Origin of the sequence: Streptomyces sp. RK62 (assembly GCF_018070255.1) — a bacterium.
Classification (GTDB): domain Bacteria; phylum Actinomycetota; class Actinomycetes; order Streptomycetales; family Streptomycetaceae; genus Streptomyces; species Streptomyces nigra.
The window spans coordinates 165,045-185,189 of sequence record NZ_JAGPYD010000015.1 but is presented as its reverse complement, the minus strand read 5'-3'; the positions used below and the strand labels follow the sequence as shown (position 1 = coordinate 185,189).

The window sequence follows — 20,145 nt, the reverse complement described above, 5'->3', positions numbered from 1 at the left end:
ACGTTCTCCGCGTTCACCCCTTTCACGGGACCGTGCCGCGCCCGGCTGCCTTCGACCACGTATGCCCCGTGCCCGGCGACCACGACGCGCCGCGCACTCGACAGTGACGGAACTCCAGTGATCACCACTTCGGGCCTGACCAAGGTCTACCGCTCGCGCGGCCGAGAGGTCACCGCCCTCGACGGCGTCGATCTCCACGTCCGCGAAGGCGAGGTGTACGGCGTCATCGGCCAGTCCGGCGCCGGCAAGTCCTCGCTCATCCGCTGCGTCAACCTGCTCGAACGCCCCACCTCCGGCACCGTGACCGTCGCCGGCCAGGACCTCACCGCCCTCGCCGGACGTGGCCCCCGGGCCGGCCGGGAGCTGCGGCGGGCGCGCAGCAGGATCGGCATGGTCTTCCAGCACTTCAACCTGCTGTCCTCGCGGACCGTCCAGGACAACGTCGAGCTGCCGCTCGAAATCCTCGGCAAGTCCGGGAAGGAACGTTCCCGCAAGGCGCTGGAACTGCTCGACCTCGTCGGCCTCGCCGACAAGGCGAAGGCCTACCCCGCCCAGCTCTCCGGCGGCCAGAAGCAGCGCGTCGGCATCGCCCGCGCCCTGGCCGGCGACCCCAAGGTGCTGCTCTCCGACGAGGCCACCAGCGCCCTGGACCCGGAGACCACCCGCTCGATCCTCCAGCTGCTGCGCGACCTGAACCGGCAGCTGGGCCTGACCGTCCTGCTCATCACCCACGAGATGGACGTCGTGAAGTCGATCTGCGACTCCGCCGCGCTGATGGAGCGGGGCCGGATCGTCGAGTCCGGCACCGTCGGCGAACTGCTCGCCACCCCCGGCTCCGAACTGGCCTCCGCCCTTTTCCCGGTGGGCGGCGAGGCCTCCGCCGACGACCGCACCGTCGTCGACGTCACCTTCCACGGCGAGGCCGCCACCCAGCCGGTCATCTCCCAGCTCTCGCGCACCTACAACATCGACATATCGATCCTCGGCGCCGCCATCGACACCGTCGGCGGCCTCCAGGTCGGCCGGATGCGCATCGAACTGCCCGGCCGCTACGAGGACAACGTCGTGCCCATCGGCTTCCTGCGCGAACAGGGCCTCCAGATCGACGTCCTGGGCCAGGAGCCCGTACTGCTGAAGGAAGGTGCCCGGCTGTGACCTGGTCCGAGATGCAGCCCCTGCTGGAACAGGCGTGTTGGGACACCCTCTACATGGTCGGCTGGTCCACGCTGATCGCCGTGGTCGGCGGCCTCCCGCTGGGCATCCTGCTCGTCCTCACCGACCGCGACGGACTCCTGCAGAACGTCGTCGCCAACAAGGTCATCGGGCAGATCGTGAACATCGCCCGGTCCATGCCGTTCATCATCCTGATGGTCGCGCTGATGACCTTCACCCGCTGGGTCACCGGCACGACCATCGGCCGCGAGGCCGCCATCGTGCCGCTCGCCATCGGCGCGATCCCGTTCTTCGCACGGCTGGTCGAGACGGCCGTCCGCGAGGTCGACGGCGGACTCGTCGAGGCCGTGCAGGCCATGGGCGGCAACACCTGGACCGTGGTCCGCAAGGTCCTCGTCCCCGAGTCGCTGCCGTCCCTCATCGCCAGCACCACGACCACGATCGTCGCCCTCATCGGCTACTCGGCCATGGCCGGCACGGTCGGCGCCGGCGGCCTCGGCGACATCGCCATCCGCTACGGCTTCCAGCGCTTCGAGACCGAGCTGATGTGGATCACGGTGGCGATCCTCGCCGTCGTCATCTCCCTCATCCAGGCCGCCGGCGACTTCGCGGCCCGCTCGCTCCACCACCGCGGCGGCCGCTCCGGGCCCGCGCCCAGGCTGCGCCTGCTCAAGGCCGCCACCGCCACGAGCAAGACCGTCTAGTCGCGCTCGTACACCTCCCTGAACTCCCCGGGCACCCATGCCGGGGTCGCACCACCCTAGGAAAGGCACTTTTCGTGCGTAACACCGCCAAGATCACCACCTCCGCCCTCGCCGTCGGAGCCCTCACCCTCGGGCTCACCGCCTGCGGCTCGGACAACGACTCCGCCTCCGACGCGAACGCCCCGCTCAAGGTCGCCGCCACGCCGACCCCGCAGGGCGAGATCCTCACCTACATCAAGGACAACCTCGCGAAGAAGGCCGGCCTCGACCTCGAGGTCAAGGAGTTCACCGACTACGTGACGCCGAACACGGCCGTCCAGCAGGGCGAGGTCGACGCCAACTACTTCCAGCACCAGCCGTACCTGGACGACTTCAACAAGAAGAACGGCACCGACATCGTCGCCGTGCCGAACGCCACGGTGCACCTGGAGCCCCTCGGCGTCTACTCCAAGGGCGTCAAGAAGCTCGCGGACCTCGAGAAGGGCGCCACCGTCGCCCTGCCGAACGACACCACCAACGAGGCCCGCGCGCTCAAGCTGCTCGAGGCCAACGGCGTGATCGAGCTGAAGGCGGGCGTGGGCTACGAGGCGACCCCCAAGGACATCGCCTCCAACCCGAAGAACCTGAGCTTCAAGGAGCTGGAGGCGGCCCAGCTGCCCCGCTCCCTCGCCGACGTCGACGCCGCCGTAATCAACGGCAACTACGCGCTCGAGGCCGACCTGAGCCCGGCGAAGGACGCCATCGCGGCCGAGTCCCCCAAGGACAACCCGTACGGCAACTTCCTCGCCGTGAAGAAGGGCAACGAGGACGACCCGCGCGTCCAGAAGCTCGCCAAGCTGCTCACCTCGCCCGAGGTGAAGAAGTTCATCGAGGACAAGTACAACGGCGCCGTCGTCGCCTCCTTCTGAGCCGTCGGACCGCCATCTGACGGGGCGTTCGACGCGTATCGCCCACCACGGGGTCCACACCTTCACCGGGTGCGGACCCCGTGGTGCGGTTCAGTGCTTTCATGCTGCATGCTGGGCAGTTCGCAGGCCCTGAAGGTATTTCCGACGGTTACGGAGCGGCGCATGACTGGCACCTTCCCCACCATCTCCATCAGCACGGAGCGGTTGGTGCTGCGTCCCCTCGACGAGGACGACGTGCCCGCACTGGCCGAGATGATGAACGACGAACAGGTCGGCGCCTGGACCGACGTCCCGCAGCCCTTCACCGAGGACAGCGCGCGCTCCTGGATCACCGAACACGCGCCCGCCGAGCGGGAGGCCGGCCGCGGACTCGACCTCGCCGTCACCGAGTTCCTCACCCAGCGTCTGGTCGGCATCGTCCAACTGGCCAAGACCAACTGGCACGTACGCGCCACCGAGCTCTCCTACATCGTCGCCCCCTGGGCCCGCGGCGAGGGCTACGCCTCCGAGGCCGCCCTCGCCACCGCCCAATGGCTGTTCGCCGACCAGAAGTTCGAGCGCATCGAGCTGCGCACCGCCGCCGACAACACCGCCTCCCAGCAGGTCGCCCAGAAGATCGGCTGCATCAGCGAGGGCGTCCTGCGCAACGCCTGCATAGCCCACGTGCGCGCCGAGGATGGCACCTGGACCGATGTGCGCACCGACTTCATCGTCTGGAGCCTCCTCCCCGAGGACCTCGACGGCGCCGGGGACCACCTGGCCGGATCCGGCGGTTTCACCTCCTACGGCGAGTGGAACTGACCCGGAGCCGATTCCCGGGCCCCGGCGGCGGCCCTGCCCCGACCAGGTACCCTCACGAGGCCCGGTCCTCGGGCTCCCCATGACGACCTGCGCGAACCCAGGAGACTGACGACGATGGCCGACCGCGTCACGGTGATCGGCTGGGACGGCTCGCCGCTGACCGCCGCGGCACGCTCCGCCCTCGGCGCGGCCACCCTCGTGGCCGGTGCCGGCCACCATCTGGCGCTCCCCGAGGTGCCCCCGAACGCCGAGCGCATCCGCCTCGGCAGCGTCGCCCTCGCCGCCCGCCGTATCGCCGGGCACCGCGGCACCGCGGTCGTCCTGGCCGACGGCGACCCCGGCTTCTTCGGCGTCGTACGCACCCTGCGGGCACCCGAGTTCGGCCTGGAGGTCGAGGTCGTCCCCGCCGTCTCCTCGGTGGCCACCGCCTTCGCCCGTGCCGGGATGCCCTGGGACGACGCACAGGTGGTTGTGGCACACCCGCGCACCCTGCGACGCGCGGTGAATGTGTGCCGGGCCCACACCAAGGTCGCCGTGCTCACCTCGCCCGGCGCGGGCCCCGCCGAACTCGGCCTGCTCCTGGAGGGTGTCCACCGCACCTTCGTGATCTGCGAGGAACTCGGCACCGGCCGTGAGCAGGTCACCGTCGTCACCTCCGACAAGGCCGCGGACCACACCTGGCGCGACCCCAACGTCGTCATCGTCGCCGGCGGCATCGCCCCCGCGCCCGACGGCATCGGCTGGATCGCCGGCCGCGACCCGTCCACCGGCCCGCGCGGCTGGACGCTGCCCGCACAGGCGTACGGCGGCCTCATGGGCGAGGGCGAGCTCGAACCCCTGCGCGCCGCCCAACTCGCCCGGCTCGGCCCCCGCGTCGGCGACCTCGTCTGGGACATCGGCTGCGGCAGCGGTGCCTTCGCCACCGAGGCCGCACGGGCCGGCGCGGCCGTCATCGCCGTCGACAGCGACCCCCGCGCCTGTGAGCGCACGGAAGCGAACGCGCGCGCCTTCGGCGTACAGACCCAGATCGTCCACGGCACCGCCCCGCACGTCCTGGAGGACCTCCCCGAACCGGACGTCGTCCGCGTCGGCGGCGGGGGAGCGGCCGTCGTCTCCGCCGTCGCCGACCGGCGCCCGCAGCGCATCGTCACCCACGCCGCCACCCGGGACGCCGCCGAGCTCATCGGCCGCGATCTCACCGAGCACGGCTACGACGTCGAGTGCGCCCTGCTGCAGTCCGTCGAACTCGACACGCGGGCCTGGACGGAACGCGAACGGAGCGTTGCGTTCCTGCTCAGCGGGGTACTGCCCGATCGCACGGTGTGACCGTCCGACCATCCCCGTGATCCTGTTGTCGTACCGCTCGCGGTAGGCTGGCCGATCGTTGTACCGCACGCGGGCGCCCGGCAGTTCGTCGGTCGATGTCCGGAAAAACGCTCCCTGTTCGGGGCGTGTGTGGTACGGCGGAACCGGAGGACGCGCAACGTGGCGCAGTCCACAGCGGCCCGTCGCGGATCAGCCTGTCGCGACGGCCGAACGGCCACGACAATGCCACTCAATGGCTTTGTCGCCTTTTTGGGCGGGTCGTTCGTGCCGCTGGGCTCGGACGCTCGTTCTTCATAGCGGGGGCGGTCGGTGCGCCGTCCCCGGTGGCTGGTCGTAGAAGCACTAACCGATGGGCGAGGGGTACGCATGACCGACACCGGCCAGGTCCCGGGCGAGGGACTGCCGGAGAGCGCAGGCATGGTGGAGCAGCCGGGCGTCCCCGCGGCGCCGGATGCGTACAGCTACCTCTCCGAGACTCCCGCCGAAGAAGAAGACCTGCTGCTGCCCGGCTCCCAGGGCGCCTGGGGCAACGAGGTCGCTCCACCCGCGCCGGAGCCGGTCGTCGAGGCCGTGCACGAACCGGACGCGCACGAGCTCTCCGGCCGTGACAGCGGCTCCGTCGACCTGACCGGCGTCCGGCTGCCCGGGCCCGCCACGCCCACGGCCCCGACGACGCCGATCCCGCCGATCACCCCCCGGCGCCCGCTGCACCTGGGCCCGCCCATCCCGGACACCTCCGCCAGCCCGGTCCGCTCGCTGGCCGATCGGGGCGCCGTCGGCATGCCCGCCCGCCAGCCGGGCCCGGCCGTCCCCGAGTACGCCGAGACGACGCAGGCCCCGGCGCCCGCGGGGGCCTGGGGGGCACCCGTCCCCGGGCCGGTGGCCGCCGAGGCCCAGGCTGCCGAAACGGTTGTTCCGGTTCCGGTCGCAGAGCCGGTCGGGGCCGCGCAGGCGGTTGTCGCGCGCGTCGCCACCGAGGCGGGGGCCGCTGCCGCGCAGGTCGCCGAGGCGCAGGCGCCGGTGGCGCAGGACGAGACGTACGGTGCGCCGGAGCCGTCGCCCGAGCATGCTGCCGCCGGTCCGGGGCAGGCGGGGGCGCCGGCGCCGGTCGCGCATGAGGCGCAGGGTGACGCTGTCGCCGCCAGTCCTGTTGGGCAGGAGCCCGGGGATGGGGGACAGGCCCAGCCGGTCGAGCCCGCCCCGCAGGACGTTCCGGTCGACGCCGCGCAGGTCCAGGTGGGCCCCGAGGGCCCCGAGGGCGCGGAGCGCGGCGAGGTGCCGATGGCCCAGGCCGTCGTACCGGAGGACGCGCAGCCGGTGGCCGAGGCTGTCGTCGAGGCGGCGCCCGAAGCCCCGGTGGAGGAGGCCGTTGTCGCAGAGGTGCCTGAGGCCGCCCCGCAGGACGCGGATGCCCCGGCCGACGGTGAACTGCCCGCTCCGCAGGCCGTCGAGGCCCCGGGCGACACCGAGCCGGTCCAGGCTGTCCCTGAGGCCGAGCCCGTTGAGAGCCCCGAGCCCGCCCCGGCGCACACCGCAGAGGCCATGGCAGAGGCGCACGCCCCGGAGCTTGCAGCAGAGGCATACGCGCCGGAGCCCATCGCGGAGGCGCACGCCCCCGCCCAGGCGCTCCCGCCCCACGCCCAGACCGAGGCCCCGGCCCCCGAGCCCCTCCCCGCCGAGCCGGAAGCAGCCGTTCAGCCCGGCGCCCCGGAGCAGGCCGAGCCGCCCGCGGACCAGGCACCGGCTCCCGAGCCGCAGGCCGAGGCCCCCGCGCCGCAGGCGCAGGCCCCCGAACAGCCCGACCAGGCCCCCGCCGCCGAGGAGGCCGCCGCGCAGCCGAGCGAGCCCGCCCCGGCGGTGCAGCCGGCCCGGACGCCCGAGCCCATGGCGGCACACGCCGGACAGGCGTCGCCGGAGACCGCCCCCCAGGCCGACACCGCCGACACCGCCCTCCCCGCCGAGACCCCCGAACCCGCGGAAGCCGTCCAGCCGCTCGCCGCGGCGGCACCGGCAACGGCAGCAGCCCCCATCCCGGACCAGCCCTCGGCCGAGCAGCAGCAGTACGTCGCCGAACCCGCCGGCCCCCAGCTCAGGCCCGCCGTCCACCCGGACGAGGCCGGGGCCGTGATGCCCGGTGCCGTCCCGCAGGAGCCGGCGCCCGGTCAGCCCCTCGGCCAGTTCGTCCCGGTCGAGGGCACCGTGCCGACCACCCCGCACCTCGCGCCCACCCCGCCGCAGCCGCTGATCCTCCCCACCGAGGAGCCGCAGGCCCCCGCCGTCGCCGAGGTGCCCGCACCCCGCGAGGCCGACGCCGGGCTCGTCCAGCACGCCGACGACCTGGACACCCGGGCCGCCGACGAGGACCGGGCGGACCAGGACGCGCAGGCCGAGGAGGTCCCGGCCGAGGAGGAGCCGCGCGGCACCGGCGGTCCCGCCGCGCCCGGCTACGACGACGCCGAGCGCGAGGCCGTCCTCAAGGTGATGCGCGAGCGCCGCGACATCCGCAACGGCTTCCGCAGCGACCCCATCCCGCACGAGGTGCTGCTCCGGGTCCTGGAGGCCGCCCACACCGCGCCCTCCGTCGGCCACTCCCAGCCCTGGGACTTCGTCGTCATCCGCTCCTCGGAGACCCGGCGCACCATGCACGAGCTGGCCATGCGCCAGCGCGAGGCGTACGCCAAGTCGCTGCCCAAGGGACGGGCCAAGCAGTTCAAGGAACTGAAGATCGAGGCCATCCTCGACACCCCGGTGAACATCGTCGTCACCGCCGACCCCACCCGCGGCGGCCGCCACACCCTCGGCCGGCACACCCAGCCGCAGATGGCGCCCTACTCCGCCGCCCTCGCGGTGGAGAACCTCTGGCTCGCCGCCCGCGCCGAAGGCCTCGGCGTCGGCTGGGTCAGCTTCTTCGACGAGCGCGAGATGGTCCGCGCCCTCGGCCTGCCCGAGCACCTGGAGGTCATCGCCTACCTGTGCGTCGGTTACGTCGACGAGTTCCCGGACGAGCCCGAGCTGCTCCAGGCGGGCTGGTCCAAGCGCCGCCCGCTGTCCTGGGTCGTCCACGAGGAGACGTACGGCCGCCGCGCCCTGCCCGGCGAGGAGCCGCACGACCTGCTCGCCGAGACCGTCGCGCAGATCCGCCCGCTGGACGCCAAGGCGCTCGGCGAGGCGTGGGAGCGGCAGAAGCGGATGACCAAGCCGGCCGGCGCGCTCGGCATGCTGGAGATCATCTCCGCGCAGCTGTCCGGCCTGTCCCGGCAGTGCCCGCCCCCGATCCCGGAGCCCGCGGCCGTCGCGATCTTCGCCGGGGACCACGGTGTGCACGCCCAGGGCGTCACCCCCTGGCCGCAGGAGGTCACGGCCCAAATGGTGGCCAACTTCCTCGGCGGCGGCGCGGTCTGCAACGCTTTCGCCGCCCAGGTCGGCGCCGAGGTCTGCGTGGTCGACGTCGGCGTGGCCGCCGACCTCCCGGCCACCCCGGGCCTGCTGCCCCGCAAGGTCCGCGCCGGCACCGCCGACATGACGACCGGTCCCGCGATGTCCCGCGAGGAGGCCAAGCAGGCCATCGAGGTCGGCATCGAGACCGCCCGCGACCTGGTGGCGGCCGGCAACAAGGCCCTGCTGACCGGTGAGATGGGCATCGCCAACACCACGGCGTCCGCCGCGCTGATCTCGCTGTACACCGGGACCGACCCGGCCGAGGTCACCGGCCGCGGCACCGGCATCAACGACGAGACGCTGGCCCGCAAGACCGAAGTCGTCCGGCGCGCGCTGGACTTCCACCAGCCCGACCCGGCCGACCCCATCGGGGTCCTCGCCGCGATCGGCGGCCTGGAGCACGCCGCGCTCGTCGGCCTGCTGCTCGGCGGCGCCTCCCTGCGGACGCCCGTCATCCTGGACGGCGTGAGCGCCGGCGCCGCCGCCCTGGTGGCCCGCGCGATCGCCCCCGAGGTGCTGGCCGCCTGCATCGCGGGTCACCGCAGCGCCGAACCCGGCCATGTGGCCGCCCTGAACAAGCTCGGTCTGCGCCCGCTGGTCGACCTCGATCTGCGGCTCGGCGAGGGCACGGGCGCCCTCCTGGCCCTCCCGCTCGTCCAGAGCACGGCCCGGGCGATGCACGAGGTGGCGACGTTCGACTCGGCGGGAGTCACCGAGAAGTAACCGCATGTCTGGGGGACCCGGAGCCACGCGCCCCGGGTCCCCGCCATGTGCCCGCGAGCGCGCCCAGCCTTCGGACACCCGTACCGCCGCCCGCGCCCGCAGCATAAAATCCGCACGTCAGGGCATCGCCCCGCCGCCACCCCCAAGGGAGCCGCACCCTCATGGCCGAACACCCCGCCTATCCCGTAGGCCTGCGCCTGACCGGTCGCCGGGTCGTCGTCCTCGGCGGTGGCCAGGTCGCCCAGCGCCGCCTCCCGGCGCTCGTGGCGGCCGGCGCCGACATCCGGCTGGTGTCCCCCGAGGTGACCCCGTCGGTCGAGGCGATGGCGGACGCGGGGGAGCTCACCTGGGACCGGCGCCGCTACGAGGAGGGCGACCTCGCGGACGCCTGGTACGCCCTGATCGCCACCAGCGACCCCGAGGCGAACACCGCCGCCTCCGCCGAGGCCGAGCGGCACCGCGTGTGGTGCGTCCGCTCCGACGACGCCGACGCCGCGACGGCCTGGACCCCGGCCACCGGCCACAGCGAGGGTGTCACCGTCGCCGTCCTCACCACCGAGGCACGCGGCCGCGACCCCCGGCACACCGCCGCCATCCGTGACGCGGTCGTCGAGGGCCTGCGCGACGGCACGCTCGTCGCCCCGCACCACCGCACCCGCAAGGCAGGCGTCGCCCTGGTCGGCGGCGGCCCCGGCGACCCGGACCTGATCACCGTGCGCGGACGCCGGCTGCTCGCCGAGGCCGACGTCGTCATCGCCGACCACCTCGGCCCACGCGACCTCCTCGCCGAACTGCCGCCCGGCGTCGAGGTGATCGACGCGGCGAAGCTGCCGTACGGCAGGTTCATGGCGCAGGAGGCCATCAACGAGGCCCTCATCGAGCACGCCCGGCAGGGCAAGTCGGTCGTCCGCCTCAAGGGCGGCGACCCGTTCGTCTACGGCCGTGGCATGGAGGAGGTCCAGGCGCTCGCCGAGGCCGGCATCCCGTGCACGGTCGTGCCCGGCATCTCCAGCTCGATCTCTGTGCCCGGCGCCGCCGGCATCCCGGTCACCCACCGGGGCGTGGCCCATGAGTTCACCGTGGTCAGCGGCCATGTCGCCCCCGACGACGAGCGGTCCCTGGTGGACTGGCCGTCCCTCGCCAAGCTGACCGGCACGCTGGTGATCCTCATGGGCGTCGGCACCCTCGGCAAGGTCGCCGAGACGCTCATGGCGCACGGCAAGTCCCCGGACACCCCGGTGGCGCTGGTCCAGGAGGGCACCACGGCCGGGCAGCGCAGGGTCGACGCGACGCTGGCGACGGCGGGCGCCGCGGTGGTCGGGCACGAGGTGAGGCCGCCCGCGGTCATCGTCATCGGCGAGGTCGTGAAGGCGGGCCCGGCCCCCACCGTCTGAACCCCCCTTGAGGGCCCCCGCGTAACCCCGGGTAACAGACCCTCTCCGCACCGTTGGCACCGCACCCAGGACAAGGCAGTATCACTCTGTGGCCGATCTCATCACCGTCGACGACCCCGACGACCCGCGTCTGCGCGACTACACGGGCCTGACCGACGTCGACCTGCGCCGACGGCGCGAACCCGCAGAAGGCCTGTTCATCGCCGAGGGCGAGAAGGTCATCAGACGGGCCAAGGAGGCCGGCTACGAGATGCGCTCGATGCTGCTCTCCGCCAAGTGGATCGACGTGATGCGCGACGTCATCGACGAACTCCCGGCCCCCGTCTACGCGGTCAGCCCCGACCTCGCCGAACAGGTCACCGGCTATCACGTGCACCGGGGCGCGCTGGCGTCCATGCAGCGCAAACCGCTGCCCGACGCCACCGAACTGCTGCGCAGCGCCCGCCGGGTCGTCGTCATGGAGGGGGTCAACGACCACACCAACATCGGCGCGATCTTCCGCTCCGCCGCGGCCCTCGGCATGGACGCCGTCCTGCTCTCCCCGGACTGCGCGGACCCGCTGTACCGCCGGAGCGTCAAGGTCTCCATGGGCGCGGTCTTCTCCGTGCCGTACGCCCGTCTGGACACCTGGCCCAAGGCGCTGGAGACGGTCCGCGAGGCCGGCTTCTCCCTCCTCGCCCTGACCCCGGACGAAAAGGCGAAGACCCTGGACGAGGCCGCCCCGCACCGGATGGACCGGGTCGCCCTGATGCTCGGCGCCGAGGGCGACGGCCTGTCCACCCAGGCCCTGGTCGCCGCCGACGAATGGGTCCGCATCCCGATGTCGCACGGCGTCGACTCGCTCAACGTCGGCGCGGCGGCCGCGGTCGCCTTCTACGCGGTCGCCACAGGCCGCCCCGAGGCGTAACCCCTACTCCGGGATCTCGAACTCCGAGGAGTACCGCTCGTCCATCGTCCCGTGGTCCGGCGCCACCCGCTCCTGCGCGGGCGGCCCACCGGTGCCGCCGAGGCCGCGGTCCGGGCCCTGGCAGCCCTGGGCGGCCGCGATCCCGAGCGCCACGAGCAGCGTCACCACCACGAACACGAACAGCCGCTGCCGCAGCAACTGCGGATTGGCGGGCCGGCGCCCGGTCCCGGTGGGACGCGGCGCCTGCCGCCCGGCGCCGCCGCGGGTCGTGGGCCGGCCGCCGTTGGCCCCGCGCGGATTCCCGCGCGGCGCGGGCGTCGGCCGGGACCCCGCGCGCGACGCGGAGCCGCCACCGGCCCGCGACGCGGAGCCGCCACCACCGGCCCGCGACGCGGAGCCACCACCGGTCCGCGGCGCGGAACCGTCCCGGGCGGGCCCGGGCACCCGTCCCGCACCGCCGCCGCGCGGTCCGGCCGCGCCGCCCCGGGGCGGGGGAGTGCCCGGCGTACGCCGCTGCGCCCGCTGCGGTTCGGGATAGGTCTCGGCGAGCCGCCCGGTCACCCGGTCCGCCTCGGCGGCACGCTGCGCCGGAGGGCGTACGTCCCCGAGGTCCTGCGCCTCCCGCGCGGCGATCTCCTTCAGCCGCAGCGACAGCTGGAGCGTGCTGGGCCGCTCCTCGGGGTCCTTCGCCAGACAGGCGCGCACGAGTGGCGCGAGGGCGTCCGGCACCCCGTGCAGCTGCGCCTCCTCGTGCACGACGCGGTACAGCATCACCTCGGAACTGCCGTGCCCGAACGGCGAGTCACCCATCGACGCGTACGCGAGCGTCGCACCGAGCGAGAAGACGTCCGTGGCCGGGGTGACGGCGGCGCCGCGCACCTGCTCCGGGGCGAGGAAGCCGGGCGAGCCGACCGCCGTCCCGACATGGGTGAGGGTCGAGGCGCCGGTGGCCCAGGCGATGCCGAAGTCGATGATCCGCGGCCCCTTGGGGGACAGCAGGATGTTGGACGGCTTCAGATCCCGGTGCACGACCCCGGCCTCGTGGACCGCGACCAGCCCCTCGGACAGCGCGGCCCCCACGGCCGCGACCTCCGCCGCGCCGAGCGGGCCCTCGTCGGCGACCTTGTCGTGCAGGGAGGGGCCGGGCACGTACTGCGTGGCGAACCACGGACGGTCCGCCTCCAGATCGGCGGCCACCAGCCGGGCCGTACACCCGCCCCGGATCCGCCGTGCCGCCGAGACCTCCCGCGCGAACCGGGAGCGGAACTCCTGGTCCTCCGCCAGATCGGGCCGGATCACCTTGAGCGCGACCCGCTGCCCCTTCTTGTCGGAGCCCAGGTACACGACGCCCATTCCGCCCGCGCCCAGCCGTCTGTGAAGCCTGAACGATCCGACGACGCGCGGGTCCTCGCGCCTCAGGCGCATCATCGCCATGTTCATCCCCGCTGCCCGGTCCGTGTGACGTGCCACAGCTTACGTTTCCACGGCCCGCCGTGCGCAGAGGCCGCGCCCTCTCGGCCCGGTGGATTGTCGGGCGCGGACCGAGAAGGTGAAAGGTGGTCAGAGCGCCGACCGGTCAAGCGACTTCACCTCGGACGGTCCGTCAATCTCCGGTAACGCGACGGCGGTTGGGGTCGGCTGGGAGACCGGTGTGCCGGGAGTGACGGGGGAGGGTGACACGAGCGGTACGGCGGAGTCGACGGCGGGCGAAGGAGGAACCCCCGGAAAGATCGCGGTCCCATCCACCGTCACCGAGTGAGCGATGTCACCCGGAAGGTGAGACAACGCCCGGTCCGTGCCACCGCACGACCTGTGTCCTGCCTGAGAGCCCCTCGGGCACCCGGAGAAACCGGGCGGACCGGGCGTCCCCTCCGGGAAGACCCCGAGACCGGCGCACCCGTCTCCACCCAGGGGAGTACACCGCCCGCGAGGGCTCATCCTCCGGGAGGCCCGCCAATCGGTACGAGGGCATGACGTGGGATACGGGCCGCGCCCCTAGATTTGAGGTCAAGCGGCGGGTGCAGCACTCGTCCCCCGAGGTCAGACGCCCGCCGCTGCAGACGAACATCCGACACAGGTCAGGAGAGGGACCATGGCCCAGACGGCACCGCGGGCACTGATCCGCACCCAGGCGCGCACCGCGCCGCGCCGCCAGGGCCGCCGCCACCCGCTGGTGGCGACGCTGATGGCCCTCCCCCTGGCGGCCCTGCTCCTCCTCGTCTTCGACGGGTGGGAGACGGTGGCCACACAGGCGTCGTCCGTGGGTGTGATGCTGGGGCGCTGAGCGGCGACCCCAGGCCCGGAAGAGCGGTCCGGGCGGGGACATCCCATCCATGAAACCCCGTGGGGACGGGGGTGCGGCGGACGGCACAGATGCCGGCGCAGCTGGGGAGCTGCGCCGGCATTGCTCTTGCCCGGCACCGCGGGCGGCCACGTACGCTCGCCCCAGCCGACCCGCCTGCGAGGGACCGAAGTGACCGCCCATCCCCTGTTGTCCGGCCTCGCCGCGCGCGCCGAGGCCGCCGCCCACTCCCTCGCCCCCGACTGCGGCTCCTGTACGGCCGTCACCCTCGCCGACCGCCCCGACGCCCTCGTCGTCCGGCACGCCGGCACCGTCGCCAAGGCCCACCCGCCGGACAGCACCCCGGCCGACCTGGTCCCGCGCCTCACCACCGCCGCGCGCCTCCCCGGCCTCCTCCTGCCCCCGCTCACCCCCGCGCCCGCCGATCTGCACGGCCGGCTCGTCACCTGCTGGCCGTACGGTCGTCCCGTGGACCCCGCCGACCCGGACGCGGCGCCCTGGGAGGAGGCCGCGGCGCTGCTCGCCGGTCTGCACCGCGCACCCGTCCCGGCCGGGCTGCCCGTGATGCGGGGACCGGCGAAGGCCGCACTCGCCGTGGCCCGGCTCCGCTCCACCACCGGCGCCCCACGCCCGGCGGCGTCCGCCGTCCTGCGCGCCTGGGACGCCCTCCCGGCCTGGGCCCGCGCCGAGGCTCCGCAACCGGCCCCGGGCGCCCTGTGCCACGGCGACTTCCACCTCGGCCAGCTGGTCCGCCACCCGGCGCCGGACGGGCCGTGGCTGCTGATCGACGTCGACGACCTCGGCACCGGAGTCCCCGCCTGGGACCTGGCCCGCCCGGCCGCCTGGTACGCCTGCGGCCTGCTCCCGCCCGACGAGTGGAGCCGCTTCCTGACCGCCTACCGGGCCGCCGGCGGCACCGCCGTCCCCGCGGAGGGCGACCCCTGGCCCGCGCTGGATGTCCCGGCCCGCGCCCTCACCGTGCAGACCGCCGCCCGCGCGATCGCCAAGGCGGCCCACGAGGGGCGGGCGCTGGACGAGGTCGAGCAGTGCCTGGTGGACGCCTGTGACCGAATGGTGCCCGTCCCGCCCGAGTTGACCCAGGGCACCCCGAAGTAGGGTGCAACCGACCGCAGCCGGGCAGAGTCTGTCCAGGCGAGACGCGAAGCAGGACCGACCGGCGAGGAGTTGAGCCGAACGATGCAGTGTCCGAAGTGCCATGCGCCGATGCACACCTACAACCGCAACGGCGTGCAGATAGAGCAGTGCAGCGGCTGCCGGGGGATCTTCCTCGACTACGGCGAGCTGGAGGCGCTGACCCGCCTGGAGTCCCAGTGGACCCAGCCGGCCCCGCCGCCCCCGGCCGCTCCGCAGGCCTACCCGGCCGCCGCCCCGCAGGCCCCGGCGTGGGGCGCTCCGCACGGCGGCCACGGCGCCCACTACGGCAACCGCCGCCACAAGAGCTTCGGCCACATGCTGTTCTCCAGCTGAGCCGCCAGGCCACGAAGAAGCCCCCGGTCATCGACCGGGGGCTTCGGTGTGTGGACGATACTGGGATTGAACCAGTGACCTCTTCCGTGTCAGGGAAGCGCTCTCCCGCTGAGCTAATCGTCCTCGGGACCACGACCCGGGGGCCGTGGGCACTGCGTGCGCGATACTGGGATTGAACCAGTGACCTCTTCCGTGTCAGGGAAGCGCTCTCCCGCTGAGCTAATCGCGCGGGTCAGACCTTCGATGATCGGTCGAAGATCCAGTGGACGATACTGGGATTGAACCAGTGACCTCTTCCGTGTCAGGGAAGCGCTCTCCCGCTGAGCTAATCGTCCTTGGAGGTGGAGACGGGATTTGAACCCGTGTAGACGGCTTTGCAGGCCGTTGCCTCGCCTCTCGGCCACTCCACCAGGAGTGAGGGGTCGGGAAGATCCCCTTGTTCCTTCGAGCGGACGACGAGGCTCGAACTCGCGACCTCAACCTTGGCAAGGTTGCGCTCTACCAACTGAGCTACGTCCGCTTGTCGTTTCCCGATCCGCTCCCGCGGCCCGGCGACGAGTTGAACTCTAGCGGATTCCCGGGCCAGTACAAAAACGCGTTTGCGCAGCGTGCTGCGCCTCACCTGCTCGGCGAGCCGGGGAGCCGCCCCGGAAGGACAGGTCCAGGTCACGCCGCGGACACCGGCCATAGACTCGACGGCGTGCACGACCTCCCGCCTCTCGCCCGTTTCGGCGACCGCGTCGCCACCGGTCTCCTCGACGTCACCAGCGATCCCGCGGCCCTCGACTCCAGCGGCTTCTGGGCCGTCTGCGCCGACTTCGAGGGCGCGCTGACCTGCGCCCGCTTCCAGGACGTACGGCGGGAGGAGGTGCCCGCCCCGGTGCCGGGCGCGTGGGCCGGACCGGCGGCCGATGACTGGACGTCGTCCCTCGACCGCGCCGCGTACACGGCCGGGGTGCGGCGCATCCGCGAGCACATCGCGGCCGGCGAGGTCTACCAGGCCAACCTCTGCCGGGTGCTCACCGCGCCGGTCGCGGCGGACGCCGACGTCGACGCGCTCACCGCCCTGCTGGCCCGCGGCAACCCGGCGCCGTATGCCGGAACGATTCGGCTGCCGGGGCACGGCGTCGAGATCGCCACCGCCTCGCCCGAGCTCTTCCTGCGCCGCGACGGGCGTGTCGTCGAGTCCGGGCCGATCAAGGGCACCGGCCGCACCGAGGCGGACCTCCTGGAGAAGGACTACGCCGAGAACGTCATGATCGTCGACCTCGTGCGCAACGACATCGGCCGTGTCTGCGCCACCGGCACGGTGACCGTCCCCGACCTGTGCGCCGTGGAGAAGCACCCCGGGCTCGTGCACCTCGTGTCGACGGTCCGTGGTGAGCTGCGCCCCGGTGCCGGCTGGCCGGAGCTCCTCGACGCCGCCTTCCCGCCCGGCTCGGTCACCGGCGCGCCCAAGTCCAGCGCGCTGCGGATCATCGACGCGCTGGAGACGGCACCGCGCGGGCCCTACTGCGGTGGGGTCGGCTGGGTCGACGCCGACCGCGGCACCGGCGAGCTGGCCGTCGGCATACGGACCTTCTGGATCGACCGGGACGAGGGCGTGCTGCGTTTCGGCACCGGCGCGGGGATCACCTGGGGGTCGGACCCCGAGGGTGAGTGGCGGGAGACCGAACTGAAGGCGTCCCGGCTGCTCGCGGTAGCGTCAGGCACGTACGAGGTGAGTGGAGAGGGACTACAACCGTGAAGATCTGGCTCGACGGCGGGCTGAAGGACATCGAGACCGCCCGCGTCTCCGTCTTCGACCACGGTCTGACCGTGGGCGACGGCATCTTCGAGACCGTGAAGGCGGTGGACGGCCGGCTGTTCGCACTGACCCGGCACCTCGACCGGCTGACGCGCTCGGCACTCGGGCTCGGCCTGCCCGCCCCCGACCACGACGAGGTCCGCCGGGCCTGCGCCGCCGTCCTGGAGGCCAACCCGATGCCGCTCGGCCGGCTGCGCATCACCTACACCGGTGGCCAGGGCCCGCTCGGCTCCGACCGCGGCGAGCACGGCCCCACGCTCGTCGTCGCCCTCGGCGAGACCAGCCGCCGCCCCGACAGCACGGCCGTGGTCACGGTCCCCTGGACCCGTAACGAGCGGGGCGCGCTCACCGGCCTGAAGACCACCTCGTACGCCGAGAACGTCGTCGCGCTCGCCCGCGCCCATGAACACGGCGCCTCCGAGGCCCTGTTCGCGAACACCGTCGGACAGCTCTGCGAGGGCACCGGCTCCAACGTCTTCGTCGTCCTGGACGGCGAGATCCACACCCCGCCGGTCGCCTCGGGCTGCCTCGCCGGCATCACCCGCGCCCTCACCGTCGAGTGGACCGGCGCCAAGGAGACCAATCTGCCGTTGGACGTGCTGGAGCGGGCCGACGAGGTCTTCCTCACCTCCACCCTGCGCGACGTCCAGGCCGTGCACCGCGTCGACGACCGCGAACTGCCGGGCGCGCCCGGCCCGGTGACCGCCAAGGCCATGCGGATCTTCGAGGAGCGCTCCGGCGACGACCTCGACCCGTAGGGACGACCCGGCCGGTAGGGAAATTCGCCTGCCGCAGGGGCTGTCCGCTGGGTAGAACACACCTGATGACCACGACCCTGCGGCCGACCGAGCCGCTTCAGCGCCATCCCGACGGGACCCGTTCGCGCCGCTACCAGGTGTGTGTGAACGGGCGCCCCGTCGGCGTCCTCCTGCTGGGCACGCACCCCGTCTTCGGCGAGGGCGTGGCCCGGGTGACGGAGCTGCGCATCGAGGAGGCCGACCGGCGGCGGGGCCGGGCCACCGTCGCCGCGCTCGCCGCGGAGGAGGTGGCGCGCGGCTGGGGCTGCACCCGGATCGAGGTGACGGTCCCCGGTGACGCGGTCCCGGCGCTGCGCCTGGTCACCGCGCTCGGCTACCTCGTGCGCAACCGGGGCATGGCCAAGGCCCTCGGCGACACCCCGCCCGCGCTGCCGGCGGGCAGCCGGGCGCGGCCCATGACCGAGTCCGAGTACGCGGAGTGGATCGTCAAGAGCGACGAGGACTACGTGCGCTCCTGGGTCGAGCGCGGCGTCCCCGAGGACGAGGCCCGGGCGAAGTCGCGCCGGGACCACGAGGCACTCCTGCCCCACGGGCTGCGGACGCCGGGGACCACCCTCGACGTCCTGGAGCACGAGGGCACACCGGTGGGCACCGTCTGGGTCGGCACCCACCAGGGCCGTGCCTATGTGTACGACGTCGAGACCGTCCCGGAGCACCGGGGCCGGGGTCACGGCCGTTCGCTGATGCTGCTGGCCGAGGGCCGGGCGATCGCCGCCGGGCACCGGATGATCGGCCTCAACGTGTTCGCGGGCAACGCCGCCGCCGAGCGGCTCTACGACTCGCTCGGCTACGAGACGACGGCGTACGCCCTCTACAAGAACCTGCTCTGACGGAGGTCAGGCCCCCTGCTCCGCCAGCAGCCGGTCCACGATCTCCTCGACGCGCTCGCGCAGCCCGTCCTGGCTCTTGCCGCCGTCGAGGCGCTCACCGTCGATCACATAGGTGGGGGTGCCGGTCACGCCGATCGCCTTGCCCTCGGCCTGGTCGGCGTCGACGATCAGGATGTGCCGGCCGTCGATCAGTGCGGTGTCGAACTCCTCCGCGTCCAGGCCGAGTTCCCGGGCCGCCTCGACCAGGAAGGGCTCGCCCTGGCGGTCCAGTTCCTCGACCCGGCCGAGCACGGCCTCGATGTACGGCCACCCCTGCCCCTGCTCCAGGGCCTCCTCGGCGGCCTGCGCGGCGGCGAACGCGTGCTTGTGCTTCTCCAGCGGGAAGTGCCGCAGCCGCAGCTCCAGCCGGTCGCCGTAGCGGGCGCGCAGGGCACGCAGATCGTCGAGGGCGCTGCGGCAGTCGGGGCACTGGAGCTCGCACCAGAAGTCGAGGACGACGGCGCTGCGGTCGGGGGAGGAGTCGTTCATGGTCCCAGTCTCCCAGTCCCGGCCGGGCCCACCCAATCCGGCCCGCGACCGGCACCTCGGGAGGAGACGACCCCGGAGATGTCCCTGATGTCGGCCCCGAGCCGTGGCCGCGCGGGGTGGCGGCGGTGCAGGATGGAAGGGACGAAGTGCCCTGTCGGACGCAGCCCGCCTGGAGGCCCGGAATGATCGCCGAGACCGTCTGTTCCGCCGTCGCCGCGGCCGGCCTGGGCATCGCGGCGGTCACGGCGTACCGCAAGCGTTTCCTCGCGGCCACGCGTATCGCGGCGTATGCGCTGGTGCCCCTGGGACTGGTGATGACCGGGGTCGTGGAGTGGCTGGCCGACACCGCCTTCAGCCCGACGGCCTGGGTGGGCTTCGGTGTGCTGGGGCTGTCCTGGGTGCTGTTCGCGACCAGCCGCGCGGTGGAGCGCCGCCGTGGCGGCACGCGCAAGGAGCGCAAGGAGGCCCGGGCGGCCGAGCGCCGCGAGGCGGTGGCGCCTGCGGCGTCCGCGCCCTCGCTGGGGGAGGGGTCCAAGCCGTCGAAGCGGCCGGCGAGCGCCCCGCGTGCCGAGCCCGCCGACGACTTCAGCGACATCGAGGCGATTCTCAAGAAGCACGGCATCTGACCGGGGCGTTCCGGAGGGAAGCGACACAGTGGGTCGCCGTCCGGCCCTGAATGATCACGACTCGGACCGGACATCACGGAATACAGCGAACACCCGCTCATGACGGGCGTGTTGATCGCGGAGCGGGGTCCGTCTGCGCCATCATCGCCCGCGAGATGCTGGACACGACACAGAGCGAGGCCGCGCCACCTCAGGACGAGCCTCGTGGGTGCCTCTTCGCCCTTTCCCAGCCACCGCTGATGATCTTCCTTGCGGTGATCGGGTGTCTGCTGCTCATGGCTGCGCTGCACGATCTGCTGCTGCTCTGAGCCGTACCCGCGGTCCCCGGCGCCACCCGCCGGGGCCCGCGTCCAGGCCCCGCCCGCGCGTCCG

General features: G+C 73.4%; 18 protein-coding genes and 5 tRNA genes. 16 read left to right on the top strand and 7 right to left on the bottom strand.

Annotation, left to right across the window (positions count from 1 at the left end; translation table 11 throughout):
- Positions 1-117 precede the first annotated feature (117 nt).
- From KBY32_RS27615 to KBY32_RS27580, 8 genes are all read left to right on the top strand, one after another.
- Positions 118-1,155 carry a methionine ABC transporter ATP-binding protein gene (locus tag KBY32_RS27615; RefSeq protein WP_210982020.1) on the top strand — a complete coding sequence of 346 codons (1,038 nt, stop codon included), beginning with the start codon at positions 118-120 and terminating at the stop codon, positions 1,153-1,155.
- Positions 1,152-1,877: a methionine ABC transporter permease gene (locus KBY32_RS27610; RefSeq protein ID WP_055625361.1), complete on the top strand. Its 726-nt coding sequence runs from the start codon at positions 1,152-1,154 to the stop codon at positions 1,875-1,877. Before KBY32_RS27615 ends, KBY32_RS27610 begins: the two co-directional genes overlap by 4 nt.
- Positions 1,878-1,951: 74 nt before the next feature.
- Complete coding sequence (locus KBY32_RS27605) at positions 1,952-2,785, top strand: MetQ/NlpA family ABC transporter substrate-binding protein (RefSeq protein ID WP_210982019.1); 834 nt, start codon at positions 1,952-1,954, stop codon at positions 2,783-2,785.
- Between the two features lie 162 nt (positions 2,786-2,947).
- Positions 2,948-3,586 carry a GNAT family N-acetyltransferase gene (locus KBY32_RS27600; protein ID WP_210982018.1) on the top strand — a complete coding sequence of 213 codons (639 nt, stop codon included), beginning with the start codon at positions 2,948-2,950 and terminating at the stop codon, positions 3,584-3,586.
- A gap of 114 nt (positions 3,587-3,700) precedes the next feature.
- Entirely contained in the window at positions 3,701-4,912 is a 1,212-nt protein-coding gene (gene cbiE, locus KBY32_RS27595) for a precorrin-6y C5,15-methyltransferase (decarboxylating) subunit CbiE (RefSeq protein WP_055625358.1), read from the top strand.
- A 366-nt stretch (positions 4,913-5,278) separates the two neighbouring features.
- On the top strand, positions 5,279-9,073 hold the full coding sequence (gene cobT, locus KBY32_RS27590) for a nicotinate-nucleotide--dimethylbenzimidazole phosphoribosyltransferase (RefSeq protein WP_210982017.1): 3,795 nt from the start codon (positions 5,279-5,281) through the stop codon (positions 9,071-9,073).
- 161 nt (positions 9,074-9,234) lie between these two features.
- Entirely contained in the window at positions 9,235-10,467 is a 1,233-nt protein-coding gene (gene cobA, locus KBY32_RS27585) for a uroporphyrinogen-III C-methyltransferase (RefSeq protein ID WP_210982016.1), read from the top strand.
- A gap of 88 nt (positions 10,468-10,555) precedes the next feature.
- Entirely contained in the window at positions 10,556-11,374 is an 819-nt protein-coding gene (locus KBY32_RS27580) for an RNA methyltransferase (protein WP_055625355.1), read from the top strand.
- A 3-nt stretch (positions 11,375-11,377) separates the two neighbouring features.
- Here KBY32_RS27580 and KBY32_RS27575 read toward each other — a convergent pair whose 3' ends face one another.
- Positions 11,378-12,814 (bottom strand): serine/threonine-protein kinase, encoded by a 1,437-nt coding sequence (locus tag KBY32_RS27575; RefSeq protein ID WP_210982058.1) that lies wholly within the window; start codon positions 12,812-12,814, stop codon positions 11,378-11,380.
- Between the two features lie 652 nt (positions 12,815-13,466).
- Here KBY32_RS27575 and KBY32_RS27570 point away from each other — a divergent pair.
- From KBY32_RS27570 to KBY32_RS27560, 3 genes are all read left to right on the top strand, one after another.
- Positions 13,467-13,658, top strand: a complete 192-nt coding sequence (locus KBY32_RS27570; protein WP_055623822.1) for a hypothetical protein — start codon at positions 13,467-13,469, stop codon at positions 13,656-13,658.
- A 189-nt stretch (positions 13,659-13,847) separates the two neighbouring features.
- Complete coding sequence (locus KBY32_RS27565; RefSeq protein WP_210982015.1) at positions 13,848-14,792, top strand: phosphotransferase family protein; 945 nt, start codon at positions 13,848-13,850, stop codon at positions 14,790-14,792.
- Positions 14,793-14,873: 81 nt separating this feature from the next.
- Positions 14,874-15,164 carry a zf-TFIIB domain-containing protein gene (locus tag KBY32_RS27560; protein ID WP_079033786.1) on the top strand — a complete coding sequence of 97 codons (291 nt, stop codon included), beginning with the start codon at positions 14,874-14,876 and terminating at the stop codon, positions 15,162-15,164.
- Between the two features lie 51 nt (positions 15,165-15,215).
- Here the strand turns inward: KBY32_RS27560 and KBY32_RS27555 are convergent.
- From KBY32_RS27555 to KBY32_RS27535, 5 genes are all read right to left on the bottom strand, one after another.
- Positions 15,216-15,287 (bottom strand) — tRNA-Val (locus KBY32_RS27555).
- Positions 15,288-15,321: 34 nt separating this feature from the next.
- Positions 15,322-15,393, bottom strand: a tRNA-Val gene (locus KBY32_RS27550).
- A gap of 34 nt (positions 15,394-15,427) precedes the next feature.
- Positions 15,428-15,499 (bottom strand) — tRNA-Val (locus KBY32_RS27545).
- Position 15,500: 1 nt separating this feature from the next.
- Positions 15,501-15,574, bottom strand: a tRNA-Cys gene (locus tag KBY32_RS27540).
- A gap of 37 nt (positions 15,575-15,611) precedes the next feature.
- A tRNA-Gly gene (locus KBY32_RS27535) sits at positions 15,612-15,684 on the bottom strand.
- Positions 15,685-15,864: 180 nt separating this feature from the next.
- Between KBY32_RS27535 and KBY32_RS27530 the strand changes: the two genes are divergently transcribed.
- The 3 genes from KBY32_RS27530 (at position 15,865) to KBY32_RS27520 (ending at position 18,619) form a co-directional block, all read left to right on the top strand.
- The gene (locus KBY32_RS27530; RefSeq protein ID WP_210982014.1) at positions 15,865-16,911 is read left to right on the top strand and encodes a chorismate-binding protein; all 1,047 of its coding nucleotides are present in this window, start codon (positions 15,865-15,867) and stop codon (positions 16,909-16,911) included.
- The gene (locus KBY32_RS27525; RefSeq protein WP_210982013.1) at positions 16,908-17,729 is read left to right on the top strand and encodes an aminotransferase class IV; all 822 of its coding nucleotides are present in this window, start codon (positions 16,908-16,910) and stop codon (positions 17,727-17,729) included. The genes KBY32_RS27530 and KBY32_RS27525 overlap by 4 nt, the downstream gene beginning before the upstream one ends.
- A gap of 65 nt (positions 17,730-17,794) precedes the next feature.
- A complete protein-coding gene (locus tag KBY32_RS27520) occupies positions 17,795-18,619 on the top strand; it encodes a GNAT family N-acetyltransferase (RefSeq protein WP_210982012.1) in 825 nt (274 codons plus the stop codon).
- 6 nt (positions 18,620-18,625) lie between these two features.
- On the opposite strand, the gene KBY32_RS27515 is transcribed toward KBY32_RS27520, so the two are convergent.
- Positions 18,626-19,147 (bottom strand): DsbA family protein, encoded by a 522-nt coding sequence (locus KBY32_RS27515; protein WP_210982011.1) that lies wholly within the window; start codon positions 19,145-19,147, stop codon positions 18,626-18,628.
- 182 nt (positions 19,148-19,329) lie between these two features.
- Here KBY32_RS27515 and KBY32_RS27510 point away from each other — a divergent pair, with 182 nt between their 5' ends.
- Together KBY32_RS27510 and KBY32_RS27505 are read left to right on the top strand one after the other, a co-directional pair.
- Complete coding sequence (locus tag KBY32_RS27510) at positions 19,330-19,773, top strand: hypothetical protein (protein WP_055623815.1); 444 nt, start codon at positions 19,330-19,332, stop codon at positions 19,771-19,773.
- A 155-nt stretch (positions 19,774-19,928) separates the two neighbouring features.
- The gene (locus KBY32_RS27505) at positions 19,929-20,081 is read left to right on the top strand and encodes a hypothetical protein (protein ID WP_004002639.1); all 153 of its coding nucleotides are present in this window, start codon (positions 19,929-19,931) and stop codon (positions 20,079-20,081) included.
- The last annotated feature ends 64 nt before the right edge of the window (positions 20,082-20,145 follow it).